The organism is Arthrobacter sp. NPDC056886 (assembly GCF_042788715.1).
Lineage (GTDB): Bacteria > Actinomycetota > Actinomycetes > Actinomycetales > Micrococcaceae > Arthrobacter.
The window spans coordinates 458,401-470,650 of sequence record NZ_JBHUBT010000002.1 but is presented as its reverse complement, the minus strand read 5'-3'; the positions used below and the strand labels follow the sequence as shown (position 1 = coordinate 470,650).

8 protein-coding genes, 2 tRNA genes and 1 pseudogene are annotated in these 12,250 nt (G+C 67.5%); 6 read left to right on the top strand and 5 right to left on the bottom strand.

Annotation, left to right across the window (positions count from 1 at the left end; all coding sequences use genetic code 11):
* Window positions 1-348 precede the first annotated feature (348 nt).
* From ACFRJ8_RS05275 to ACFRJ8_RS05260, 4 genes are all read left to right on the top strand, one after another.
* Window positions 349-420 (top strand) — tRNA-Gln (locus ACFRJ8_RS05275).
* A 129-nt stretch (window positions 421-549) separates the two neighbouring features.
* Window positions 550-622: transfer RNA gene (locus tag ACFRJ8_RS05270), tRNA-Glu, on the top strand.
* A gap of 154 nt (window positions 623-776) precedes the next feature.
* Window positions 777-2,528, top strand: a complete 1,752-nt coding sequence (locus ACFRJ8_RS05265) for a dynamin family protein (protein WP_377985097.1) — start codon at window positions 777-779, stop codon at window positions 2,526-2,528.
* Entirely contained in the window at window positions 2,525-4,204 is a 1,680-nt protein-coding gene (locus ACFRJ8_RS05260) for a GTPase (protein ID WP_377985096.1), read from the top strand. Before ACFRJ8_RS05265 ends, ACFRJ8_RS05260 begins: the two co-directional genes overlap by 4 nt.
* A gap of 65 nt (window positions 4,205-4,269) precedes the next feature.
* On the opposite strand, the gene ACFRJ8_RS05255 is transcribed toward ACFRJ8_RS05260, so the two are convergent.
* From ACFRJ8_RS05255 to ACFRJ8_RS05245, 3 genes are all read right to left on the bottom strand, one after another.
* Window positions 4,270-5,706, bottom strand: a complete 1,437-nt coding sequence (locus tag ACFRJ8_RS05255; protein WP_377985095.1) for a right-handed parallel beta-helix repeat-containing protein — start codon at window positions 5,704-5,706, stop codon at window positions 4,270-4,272.
* A 301-nt stretch (window positions 5,707-6,007) separates the two neighbouring features.
* Complete coding sequence (locus ACFRJ8_RS05250) at window positions 6,008-6,544, bottom strand: DUF1697 domain-containing protein (protein WP_377985094.1); 537 nt, start codon at window positions 6,542-6,544, stop codon at window positions 6,008-6,010.
* A gap of 13 nt (window positions 6,545-6,557) precedes the next feature.
* Entirely contained in the window at window positions 6,558-7,277 is a 720-nt protein-coding gene (locus tag ACFRJ8_RS05245) for an IclR family transcriptional regulator (RefSeq protein WP_026266447.1), read from the bottom strand.
* A 129-nt stretch (window positions 7,278-7,406) separates the two neighbouring features.
* Here ACFRJ8_RS05245 and leuC point away from each other — a divergent pair, with 129 nt between their 5' ends.
* Complete coding sequence (leuC, locus tag ACFRJ8_RS05240) at window positions 7,407-8,861, top strand: 3-isopropylmalate dehydratase large subunit (protein WP_377985093.1); 1,455 nt, start codon at window positions 7,407-7,409, stop codon at window positions 8,859-8,861.
* Between the two features lie 78 nt (window positions 8,862-8,939).
* Complete coding sequence (gene leuD, locus ACFRJ8_RS05235; protein WP_229994612.1) at window positions 8,940-9,542, top strand: 3-isopropylmalate dehydratase small subunit; 603 nt, start codon at window positions 8,940-8,942, stop codon at window positions 9,540-9,542.
* 290 nt (window positions 9,543-9,832) lie between these two features.
* Here leuD and ACFRJ8_RS05230 read toward each other — a convergent pair whose 3' ends face one another.
* Both ACFRJ8_RS05230 and ACFRJ8_RS05225 read right to left on the bottom strand, forming a co-directional pair.
* The gene (locus ACFRJ8_RS05230; protein ID WP_377985092.1) at window positions 9,833-11,512 is read right to left on the bottom strand and encodes an HNH endonuclease; all 1,680 of its coding nucleotides are present in this window, start codon (window positions 11,510-11,512) and stop codon (window positions 9,833-9,835) included.
* 83 nt (window positions 11,513-11,595) lie between these two features.
* Window positions 11,596-12,250: pseudogene (locus tag ACFRJ8_RS05225) on the bottom strand (hypothetical protein); the annotation flags it as partial.

Below are 12,250 nucleotides of genomic sequence, written 5' to 3'. Positions count from 1 at the left end.
GTGATTCCTCTCGACGTTCCCGCCGGCAGCGGCTCTGCTGCCGGCCACCCCAGATGATGATGTGATGCAGCTAACACTGGAAAATGATCGCAAAGCTGCCCGCAGTGGAGTGGGGGAGGGGTGGTTACTCGTTGGTAACTTACCGAGCGTAAACTTGTTTCCGCAGGATTGGCAAGGCCTGGCTTGGGTTTTGCCCCCGCGGAGGCGGCGCGCGGTCTACCCGGTCAGCTCGATCCCGCCGCCGCACTCTCGATTTGTGGAAGTGAAAACTCTCGGGTAAAGTAATTACTCGTGCTGAGGCGCCGGGAGCGAGGGTTTAGGCCTAAACATCCGGACCGAAAGTGCCATTGGGATATGGTGTAATTGGCAACACTACGGTTTCTGGTACCGTCATTCTAGGTTCGAGTCCTGGTATCCCAGCTCTGAAAGTCCGCGGGTTTCCGCTGAAATTCGGAAGTTTTGAATCGGCTGGTCCGATTTGAAACGCTGGCCAAATGTATGAAACAATCATTTGGCTTGAATGGCAGAAGTGCTGTTCTGGAAGTACGCGGCCCCATCGTATAGCGGCCTAGTACGCTGCCCTCTCACGGCGGTAACGCGGGTTCGAATCCCGCTGGGGTCACAACAGAAACGGTCCCGGGCATCAGCCCGGGGCCGTTTTGCTTTTCCCGGACGTACGGCTCCCGGTGCGGATCGCCCATCGGCTGGTCGGGCATTGCTTCCCCGGCAGCAGTGCCCCCCGCAGAAAGCACGTGCCGAACTGGCATGATGATGCTGTGAGCTCCCATGAAACCGCCCCCGAGGCCGCATCCGGCGTCGCCCTCCTTGACGCAGTGCGGCAGGATCTCGCGGCAGTCCGGCTGCCGCTCGCTCTGCCCGGGGCGGACCATACTCGCCTGGAGCTGCGGAAGGCAGTGGCTCAGCTCGACGACTACATCCTGCCCCGGTACCGCAGCCTCGACGCGCCCCTGCTGGCCGTGGTGGGCGGTTCCACTGGGGCCGGGAAATCCACCCTGGTCAACGCGCTGGTGGGCCACCCCGTCACGCGCGCCGGCGCGATCCGCCCCACCACCCGCCAGCCCATCCTGCTGCACCATCCCGGGGACGCCGCCTGGTTTGAGGGCCAACGGGTGTTGCCGGCCCTGGGCCGCATCCGCGGCACCTACACCGGCAATCAGCCCCTGGCCCCCGCCGATTCCGTTCCGCCCTCCGGCCCGGTGACGTCCCTCGTCCTTGTCGCTGAAGCCGCGGTCCCGCCCGGGATCGCCCTCGTGGACGCACCGGACGTCGATTCCATCTCCGAGAACAACCGACAGCTGGCCGGCCAGTTGCTCGCCGCCGCCGACCTCTGGGTGTTTGTCACCACCGCCAACCGCTACGCCGACGCCGTGCCCTGGCGCCTGCTCCTGGATGCGGCCTCACGCGACATCATGGTGGCCGTGGTGCTGGACCGGGTGCCGCCTGCGGCCGAGGCGGAAGTCAGCGCGGATCTGCAGGCCATGCTCAACCGGGAAGGCCTGGGTGCGGCCCGGATGTTCGTGGTGCCGGAGCTGTCATTGGATGCCGCAGGGATGCTCCCCGCTAAGGCTGTGGAGCCGCTGCGCGTTTGGCTCGGCAAGCTGGCAGGGGACGCCGCCGGACGGGCGGAGATTGCCCGGCGCACCCTCAACGGCACCCTGGTCGCCCTCGCCCACCGCGTCGATGCGGCGGAGCGGGCGCTGTCCGAACAGCAGCACGCGGCCGATGTTCTCGCGGCCGATGCCCGCAATGCCTATGACGACGCCGTGGCCAGGATCCTTGAGGCCACCCGCGACGGTGCGCTGCTGCGCGGCGAAGTGCTGGCGCGGTGGCAGGACTTTGTCGGGACAGGGGAGTTCTTCCGCGCCATGGAACAGAACATCGGCCGCTTCCGGGACCGCGTGGGCGCGTTCTTCCGGGGCGAGCCGGAGCCTGCGGTCAGGGTGGAAACCGCGATCGAGACAGGACTGCAGGCCGTCATCGTCGATCAAGCCGCCAAGGCCGCGGAGCACACGGACCAGCGCTGGCGTTCGGACCCCGCGGGCAGGCAGTTGCTGGGCACCGACGATCTCTCGGGTACATCCGAGGGCTTCGCGGACGCTGTAGCTGCCGAGATCCGCGCCTGGCAGGGAAGCCTGATGGAACTCATCCGCACCGAGGGCCAGGGAAAGCGCACCCAGGCCCGCTGGTTGTCCTTCGGTATCAACGGCCTCGGCGCCGCCCTGATGATTGTGGTGTTCTCCATGACCGCGGGCCTGACCGGGCTTGAGATCGGCGTCGCCGGCGGCACCGCCGTCGTGGGCCAGCGCCTCCTGGAGGCGGTGTTCGGGGAGGACGCCGTCCGCCGGCTCGCCCGGACCGCGCGCGAAGACCTGCATCTGCGGTGCCAGCGCCTGCTGGCGGCCGAGTCCCAGCGGTTCCTGATCCGGCTTGACCTCGACGCCGGCGGACCGCCTGAGGCCCTCGCCCGGCACGCGGCGGCACTGCGCCGGCTGGCGGCAACGGCATGAGCCGTGTTGGCGCCGCCCGCGAGACATCCCAGCTCGATCGCAGGCTGGAGGCGCTCAACAGCGCCAGGGAGCTTGCGTCCGGAGCCCTCCCGGAGGAGACCCTGGACTCGGTGCTGCAGGTGCTGGACCGGGCCGGTTCGCGGCGGTCGCTGTCCGGAGACCACACCGTGGTGGGGTTTTTTGGTGCCACCGGCAGCGGCAAGTCATCGCTCTTCAATGCCGTCAGCGGGGAGGAGATCGCGACGGCGGCCGTGCGCCGTCCGACTACCACTGAACCGCTGGCGGGCATCTGGGGCGTCCAGGGCAGCGATGCGCTGCTGGATTGGCTGGAGGTCAGGAAGCGCCATGCCGCGGGCCCGGTGAAAGGGTTCGCCGACGACGACACCGGGCTGATCCTGCTGGACCTGCCCGACTTTGACTCGACAAGGGCGGCCAACCGGGAGATCGTGCAGCGGATGGTGGGACTCGTGGACGTCCTCGTCTGGGTCCTCGATCCGCAGAAATACGCCGACGCTGCCGTGCACAACGACTTCTTGGCACCGCTGTCCTCGCACGGGGCCGTCACGATCGTTGTGCTCAACCAGATCGACAGGCTCCCGGAACACGAGGTCCGGCCAGTCCTGGAATCCCTCAAAGACATCCTGGCGCGCGACGGGCTGGGCAAGATTCAGGTCCTCGCAGCTTCCGCGGCTCTTGGGACAGGGGTGGACAAGGTCCGGGCCGTCATCCGCCAGGCGGCGGTGCAGCGGCAGGCGATGTCACAGCGGCTCGCGGCAGATATCACGCAGGCCGCCGCCCGGCTGGCAGAGGCATCAGGATTGTCCGCCGGTGGCACCAAGACTGGTGGCAGGACGGCAGCCGACACGAATGCAGCCGGCAGCGGGACGGCGGCCGGCGCGACGGCCGCGTCCAGGGCCCGGCTGGCGGGGGAGTTGGCCGTGGCCGCCAACGTGCCGCTGGTGGTCGACGCCGTCGCGCGGTCCTACCGGCTGGAGGCCACCCGGCGCACGGGCTGGCCGGTGACCCGCTGGCTGGCCAGGTTCCGGCCGGATCCCTTGCGGCGACTGAACCTGCGTCGCGAGGGAGCCAAGCCTGAGCTGAACCGGACGTCGCTTCCTCCCGCCGGCGCGCCGGAGCGGGCGCGGACCGATGCCGCCGTCCGGGAATTCGGTGAGGCGGCGTCCGCTGGTGCCCCGGGGCCGTGGCGGGCTGCCATCCGCAGCGCTGCCCGTGAAGGAAGCGACCGGCTGCCGGACGCTGTGGACCAGGCCATTGCCTCCACAGACCTGTCCGCGGGCAGGAAATCCTGGTGGTGGGGCCTGTTCAATACAGTTCAGTGGCTCGCCCTGGTGACGGCGCTGGCCGGGTTCGCGTGGCTCGGAGTCCTGGCTGCTCTGGCCTATCTGCAGCTGCCGGTGCCCGAGGTCCCGCGGGTCCAGGGCTGGCCGGTTCCTACCGTGATGATCGCCGGGGGAGTGCTGCTGGGCATCGTCCTGGCAATTGCGGCGCGGTTCATTGTCGGTGCCGCGGCGGCGTCACGGAGTGCCGTGGCCAGGAAGCGGCTGAAGGCCGCCGTCGCCGACGTTGCGGAGCGGCTCGTGGTGGCCCCCGTGGAACGTGAGGTCAGCCGCCTGGCGAAGTTCACTGCCGCGCTGAAGGCCGCCGCGGGCCGCTAGTGTGCCGCCGGTGCGGCGCCGGTGCGGGGCCGGCCCGCTGGCGGCCGCTAAGGCCCGGCTGCGGGTTAGAGCGTGACCCAGGCGCCGGATCGCGCCAGCAGGCGGTTTCCGGTGATCGTGTCCGTCCAGCTTGAACCGTTCTTGAACACAACCGCAGTGTTTTTCTTTCCGATGATGTCGGCATAGAACTGCCGGGACGAGGCCGACGCCGAGACCGTATTGACGACGGAATCCTCGAAGCGGAGGGATACACGGTTGAATCCGGTCCAGGATCCCTCCGCGGCGTATTCACCTTTGCCGGAGTAGAACCCGCCGGCTTTGGCGTCGGTGATGGTGACCGTAGCGTCGATCTCGAGGTTGTTGAAGTTGTTTGCTGCCCCGCCGGGCTGCCCGTTTGCGAGGTAGATTGCCCACCCTGTCGTCTGGTCGATGATGGCGCCGTTGATCTTCACATGGGAGACGTTCCCCAGCTCGGAATCGATGAAGATGCCGTAGTTGTTGGCTTTCCGAATGTCCGGATCCGTGATCTGCATGTGGGTCACGCCGCCGATGCGGATTCCGGAGTGCCCAGAACTTGGTTTGTTCCGGTTGCGGACGATGGGACTGACGATCTTGACGTAGTTGGCCATTTGGATCAGGAACCCGCACGTGTTCCGGTTCACGAGGCCACAGTCTTCCGCAAGGCAGTTCAGGAGGAACAGGTTCTCGTTGTAGACGCCCAGGGCGCGAAGGCTACCGAGAACCTTGAACCCGGTGCCGGTGCAGTTGATGGCGGAGCAGTTGTTGATCCAAAGGTTTCTGATCTGTGCCGGACCGGAGGCGCGGAAACCGTGCTCGCCGGCGTCGTGTACGGCGACGTTGTCAATGCGTATGTCCTCTGACGGTTTATTCCCTTCCAGGAGGACGCCGTTGTGTCCGGGCGTGAAGGTCGAGTTCGGGGAAGCACCCCGGATCCAGCCGCCGTTGAGGCGAAGGTGCGATACGTCGCGAAAATGCGCGCCGCAGACGTAGGTGTGAATTTCGAGCCAATTGATCGTCAGGTTCGGAACGGTCTCGGCGAACAAGGCGTAGTCGAAGTTCTTGATCCGGACCCGGTCAATGGTGATGTAGCTGGAGCCGTTGATGTTCAGCCCGTTGTCCCGGATGTTGCCGTTGCCTTGTCCGGGAACGGTCGATTCGACGTCCACGACGTCAATCTGGACGTTTGTTGCGTCCTGGATGGACAAACCGGAGCCGCTGGCGCCGCCCAGTGTGGTGATGTAGATGCCGCCGGTGACGGTCGTATGCGAGCCGATCCTGATTTGTGGGCTGCGGCCCGTCCGGGCACTCGCACGGAACTTCGCACCGTTGGTGTGCAGGCGAAGCCCCGCGGGAAGGACCAGTGCGGCGCCGAGGACCATGGTGTAGGTGGCCGGGATGACCAGCGGGTAGCCGAGCGCGACCGCCGCGTTCGCTGCCGCCAACACTGCGGCCCGGTCATCCGTGGTGCCGTTGCCGGTCACGCCATAATCTCGGGCGTTAATGAAAAGTTCGCCTTTGCCGACGGGGGGAACCAGCGCCGTGGCGGCTTGACCCCGGACGGCCTGATCACTCTGAGTGGCGGCAGCTAGTCCGAGACCACCGGAAATAATGGCTGTTCTACGTGTTACGGACATGACGATCGGCCCTTCATCCGGCCAACAGCGCTTCCCCGACCATCGTGGACCAACGAGCCTTGGAAAACCTATGGTCGTGCGCCTTCAACACATTGTGGCCCCGACACAGTTTGTGTCGCTAGGGACGGAGTCGACGGCGGCGAGTCAGTCAGACGCTTGCTGCGGCGTCGCGGACCTTGATCATGGTTCGGAGGTTGCGGGTGGTGGTGGCAGCCTTGTACTTCGCCTTCGAGGACAGCTTGCTGAAAGGGCTGTCCAGGGTTCCGCCGGCGGGGGCGAGCCAGGCCAGGGCTTCAGGGCCCAGCCGGGTAAGCTCGGTCCCGTCCAGGGCGCTGCCTGCCTCAAAGAGTTCCGAGAGCGCCGCTTCATCAGAGGCGAGCGTCAGATAGGTGTGGGTGGACGCGTCGTCGGCCGGATAGGGGCAGGCCTCCACCAGGGCAGCCACGCGGGCAGCCGTCAGCACCACCACCCAGGCGTCGTAGCCGAAGGTTTCCCGCAGGCACGCCTCGAACTCCTGCTTGACGCCGGCCGGATCCAGCTCGCTGGCCAGCACCACGTTGCCGCTGGCCAGCAGGGTCACGACACCCGAGAATGGCCGGGACTTCAGTGCGCTCTTGAGATCGGCCATCTTGATATTGATGCCGCCCACGTTGATGCCCCGCAGGAACACCGCATAGCTGTTCATGGGCACAGCATACTTAGTCGTTGGTCTTGCGGAGCGCCTCAGTCAGGACACGCCCGGCGTTGCAGACCACTTCGGCGTGCAGCCGCCCCGGCTGGCGGGTCAGGCGCTCGATCGGGCCGGAAATGGACACGGCGGCAATCACCCGGCCGGACGGCCCGCGGACCGGTGCCGAAACGGAGGCGACCCCCGGCTCGCGTTCGCCGAGGCTCTGGCCCCAGCCCCGGCGTCGTACTCCCGCCAAAACAGTGGGGGTGAAGCGGGCGGACTGGAGGCCTTCCAGGAGACGGTCGTGGTCCTCCCACGCCAGCAGCACCTGGGCCGCGGAGCCGGCCTTCATGGACAGCTGGGTGCCGACGGGAATCGTGTCGCGCAGGCCGATGGGGCGTTCGGCGGAGGCCACGCAGACGCGCCAGTCGCCCTGGCGGCGGAAGATCTGGGCGCTCTCGCCGGTGGCGTCGCGGAGCTGCATGAGCACGGGACCTGCGGAGGCGATGAGGCGGTCTTCGCCGGCGGCCGAGGCCAGTTCCACCAGGCGGCTCCCGAGCACGAAACGGCCCTGGATGTCGCGGCTCACCAGCCTGTGGTGCACCAGTGCCAGAGCCAGCCGGTGCACGGTGGGCCGGGCCAGTCCCGTGGCCGCCACCAGCTGCGCCAGGGTGGTGGGGCCAGCCTCAAGTGCGTCAAGCACATGGGCCGCTTTATCGATGACACCGACTCCACTAGAATTGTCCATGTAATGATATTGACGTCTCATTATCTGAGATGCAAGTCAACGCGCTGGCGTATTACTTGGCTGTGCTGGTTCAGTGGAAGCAACAGTCCATCGGACGCACATTACTTACCGCAGTGAAGGGAGCAGGCCGTGGCAAAGACACTGGCCGAGAAAGTCTGGGACGCGCACGTAGTGCGCAAGGGGGACGGCGAAGGAGCCAACGCCCAGCCGGACCTCCTTTTCATCGACCTCCATCTGGTGCACGAGGTGACATCGCCGCAGGCATTTGAAGGCCTGCGCCTCGCCGGGCGCAAGCTGCGCCGGCCGGACCTCACCATCGCCACCGAGGACCACAACACTCCCACGCTGGACATCGACAAGCCAATTGCCGATCTCACCAGCCGCACCCAGATCCAGACCCTGCGCAACAACTGCCAGGAGTTTGGCGTCCGCCTGCACTCCCTCGGCGACGCCGAGCAGGGAATCGTGCACGTGGTGGGCCCCCAGCTGGGCCTCACGCAGCCCGGCATGACCGTGGTCTGCGGCGACTCGCACACGTCAACCCACGGCGCCTTCGGAGCGCTCGCGATGGGCATCGGCACCTCCGAGGTGGAGCACGTCATGGCCACCCAGACGCTGTCCCTGAAGCCGTTCAAGACCATGGCCATCAACGTTGAAGGCACGCTGCGTCCCGGCGTAAGCGCCAAGGACATCATCCTGGCTGTCATCGCCAAGATCGGCACCGGCGGCGGGCAGGGCTACGTGCTGGAGTACCGGGGCTCCGCCATCCGTGCGCTGTCCATGGAAGCCCGGATGACCATCTGCAACATGTCCATCGAAGCCGGCGCGCGCGCCGGGCTGGTGGCTCCGGACCAGACCACTTACGACTACATGTACGGCCGCCCGCACGCGCCCCAGGGCGCCGACTGGGATGCCGCCGTCGAATACTGGAACACGCTGAGCACCGACGACGGCGCGGCGTTCGACGTCGAGGTGGACCTCGACGCCGACACCCTGGAGCCGTTCGTGACGTGGGGAACCAACCCGGGCCAGGGAGTGTCGTTGTCCGCCAAGGTGCCCTCGCCGGATGACTTCGGCGATGAAAACGCCAAGGCCGCCGCCGAACGGGCCCTGCAGTACATGGGGCTCGAAGCCGGCACGCCGATGAAGGACATCCGGGTGGACACGGTGTTCCTGGGCTCCTGCACCAACTCCCGGATGGAAGACCTCCGGGCCGCCGCCGACGTCATCCGCGGCCGGACCAAGGACCCGGCTGTGCGCATGCTGGTGGTACCCGGCTCCGCCCGCGTTCGGCTCGAGGCCGAGGCCGAGGGCCTGGACAAGGTCTTCAAGGACTTCGGGGCCGAGTGGCGCTTTGCCGGCTGCTCCATGTGCCTGGGCATGAACCCGGACCAGCTGGAAGTGGGGGAGCGCTGCGCCTCAACGTCCAACCGCAACTTCGAGGGGCGCCAGGGCAAGGGCGGCCGCACCCACCTCGTCTCGCCGGTGGTCGCGGCGGCCACGGCGGTCCGCGGCACGCTGAGCTCGCCGTCGGATCTGGACCCCGTTCCGGAGCCGGCAGCGGTCCGAATCGACGCCGCGTAGTTTCTGCCGCGTAGTCTCCGCCCGGATTCAAGCCCCGATCCACACAGCCCCGATCCATACAGTCCCGAAGGATCCGCCATGGAAAAGTTCACCACCCACACCGGCATCGGTGTCCCACTGCGCCAGAGCAACGTCGACACGGACCAGATCATCCCCGCCGTTTACCTCAAGCGCATCACCCGCACCGGCTTTGAGGACGCGCTCTTCGCCGCGTGGCGCAAAGACCCGTCCTTCATCCTGAACCAGGCACCGTTCAGCGCAGGATCCGTCCTGGTGGCCGGCCCCGACTTCGGCACCGGCTCGTCCCGCGAGCACGCCGTCTGGGCGTTGAAGGACTACGGCTTCAAGACTGTCCTGTCCTCGCGCTTTGCCGACATTTTCCGGGGCAACTCCGGCAAGCAGGGCCTGCTCGCCGCCGAGCTCGCCCAGGACGACATCGAGCTCATCTGGAAAGAACTCGAGAATGCCCCCGGCACCGAAGTGACGGTGGATCTCGTGTCCAAGACTGTGCAGTGCGGCAACATTGTGGCGCCCTTCGAGATTGACGATTACACCCGGTGGCGCCTCCTGGAAGGCCTGGACGACATCGGGCTGACCCTCAAGCACGAATCGGATATCACCGCGTACGAGGCAACCCGGCCTTCTTTCAAGCCCAAGACGCTGCCTGCCCGGTTGTCCTAAGGCTCCTGACCCGGGTTTCGGGACCTAAGGCTCGAGACCCCGGCCCAAGGCCAGAGCTCAGGGCCCCGGCCCCGGACCTGGGGCTCGAAACCCGCGCCTCGCGGCTCGAGCCTTGGCCCCGGGCAACACAGTACTGCGGGCCGCCGCCTGGTCTCAGCCCTTCTCCAAGTGCTGACGTGCCGCCGTCGAGTTGCAAGACTCGACGGCGGCATTTTTGTCGTCGGCTCTTGTCTGTAGGCCCTGCTGGTCCGTCATCCAATGCCACGATTCAACGTCTCGACTTACCGGTCCTATGCCACCGCAGCTGGAAGACGCTTTGCGATCCTGAGGGCCTTCGCCCGGTGCCGGAGCTGACGTCGGTGCCGGGACCCCGGCGCATCAGTTCCGTACGCACGGGGGTCAAGAGGCGTTGTTGCGGAAATCGGATTCCCCGAGCGCAGACGGTCATAGGAATCTCCTTCTGACAGCGGCGTCCCCGGCAGGGGTGGTGCGGTGGAGTGGTAGGTGTGGCCGGTGGGGGTGGTGAGTTCGATGGTGTGCCTGTTTCTGCTGTGCCCGTGCCCGGTCCCGGCTGCTGGTCCGGGTCCAGAGCCCACGTGCTGTGGGCCTGCGAGGTTTACGGTGCGGGCGGTCCAGCCTGGGTTTTCTTTGGTGTGGTTGCAGGCTTCGCAGAGTCCGGCGCCGTTGGCCTGGGTGGTTGGGCCGCCGTGGTGCCAGGGGATGATGTGGTCCAGGTGCCGGATGGGCGCGTCGCAGTAGGGGGTGCGGCAGGTGTCGTCACGGGTCTGGATGAAGCGGCGGAGCCGGTGCGGGAAGAGCCGGGCGCGGGAGTCCATGGCGACGAGCTCGCCGGTGCCCGGGTGGGTGTAGAGCCGGCGAAGAAAGACGGTGAAGGCATCCGCATCGGCACCGGACGAGGCACCGGCACCGGACGCGTCACCGGATCTCCTGGGGCTGCCGGGTCCCGGGGGACCGGTGCTGTCTGTGGCCGCGCTGCCGTCTGTGGCCTTGGTGCCGTTGATGAGGGCGCGGGCCCAGCCGGCGGGGACGGTGCCGTAGCCGGGGATCCGGGCCGGTTCGGAGTCGGCCTGGAACAGGGTGCGGTCGGTCATGACGAGCTGGATCTCGACCCCGGTGACCCCGCCCGGGGTGCCGGTGCCGCGTTCGACGAGGGTGTCGGCCATGGCCTGCCCGCGGCCCCTCGGGTCCCCGGCGGCGCGGAGGGTATCGGCGTGCCGGGCCAGGGCGGTGTATAGGCCGACGCCGGCGGTCACCGGGAGCAGGGCGGTCAGGTAGCACATGGTGTCCGGGGCCGGGCGGAGGCTGACGTGCCGCCCGGTGGCGGCGTGCGCGGCGCGGTCGGTGACGGTGCGCGGGTCCAGCCGGTACGCGGCGGCCCGGGCGGTGGCCACCAGCCGCCGGTCACCGGCCCCGGCGAGGGCCCCGGTGTCGGCGGCGAGGTGTTCGTCGACGGCGGCCCGGTCCGCGGCGGTCAGGCAGGCGGTCTCGCGCACCAGCAGGGTGGCGCCCCATTCGTTCAGCTGCCCGGACTCGAGGGCGGCGAGGGTGTGCGGCATCTCGGCCACGAGGGCCTTGGCGAGGCCCAGGAGCCGGCCGCCCTTGGCGGGGGATTCACGCCGAGCCAGGGCAATCTGCGCACCGATCCCGGCCCCGAGCTGCCCCGCAGGGATCCCGAGCATTGTTTGTTCGCGGCGCTGGGAGGCATCAAAGGAGACCGCGATCCGGGCCTGCAGGGCCGCCGATGCCGATTTCACGTCCTCGAGTACCCGGAGCTGGTGGATCATCCCCGGGCCGTCCGTGGCCGGACGGATCGCGGACATCATGCGGATCAGGTCCTCGACGGCCGCCCCCGCAGCGGCCGGCCCGGAGGCGGCACCGCCCCCGGCGCGGCGGAGGCCGGTGCCGCCGTCTCCTGCCGGAACCACTTCGGGCCCCTGATTGCCGTCCATGAATCAAGTTTCCTCGCGACCTACGACATTAAAGGGCCGTATGGTCTGGTCCGTGCGCCAGGTGTTTTGCGAAATCCCTGCCCCTAGCTGCTGATGGCGACGGTGGGGACGGAGGTCTTGGAGGTGGTGGTGAATCCGGCCTTCTTGCCGGTGACACGGACCGTGACGGTCTTTGCTATGTCGCTGGCCGTGAGCTTGTAGCTGGACAAGCTGGCCCCGGTGATGGCGACGCCGGAGCGGTACCACTGGTAGGTGAGTGCCACAGGGGCCGGCGACCAGGTCCCCGAAGTGGGCGTGAGGGTGCTGCCAACCTTGGCGGTGCCCGACAGGGTGGGTGTGGTCGCCTTTAATGTGCCCGCGGTGACGGCGGCAGTTGGGGCGGAGGTCTTGGAAGTGGTGGTGAATCCGGCCTTCTTCCCTTTTACGCGGACCGTGATGGTCTTTCCGATGTCGCTAGCCGTGAGCTTGTAGCTGGGCAAGCTGGCCCCGGTGATGGCGACGCCGGAGCGGTACCACTGGTAGGTGAGTGCCACCGGGGCGGGCAGCCAGGTCCCCGGGACGGCCGTGATGGTGTTGCCCACCTTGGCCGAACCGGACACCGTGGGCGTAGGTGTTGCTGTCAGAGCGGGCAGGGTTGCCGTGACGTTGATGGTGGCGAGGTGCACGAAGCCGGTGGAGCGGTTGCCGCGGGTGTCGGTGAGGGGGAAGAGTTTTACGGTCCAGGCCCCGGTGGCGGAG

What these genes read in the sequence shown, in the direction of transcription:
- ACFRJ8_RS05245 (WP_026266447.1), bottom strand. Translation starts at nt 7,277, where the DNA reads ATGGACAATTCTAGTGGAGTCGGTGTCATCGATAAAGCGGCCCATGTG.
- leuD (WP_229994612.1), top strand. Translation starts at nt 8,940, where the DNA reads ATGGAAAAGTTCACCACCCACACCGGCATCGGTGTCCCACTGCGCCAG.
- ACFRJ8_RS05260 (WP_377985096.1), top strand. Translation starts at nt 2,525, where the DNA reads ATGAGCCGTGTTGGCGCCGCCCGCGAGACATCCCAGCTCGATCGCAGG.
- ACFRJ8_RS05230 (WP_377985092.1), bottom strand. Translation starts at nt 11,512, where the DNA reads ATGGACGGCAATCAGGGGCCCGAAGTGGTTCCGGCAGGAGACGGCGGC.
- ACFRJ8_RS05250 (WP_377985094.1), bottom strand. Translation starts at nt 6,544, where the DNA reads ATGAACAGCTATGCGGTGTTCCTGCGGGGCATCAACGTGGGCGGCATC.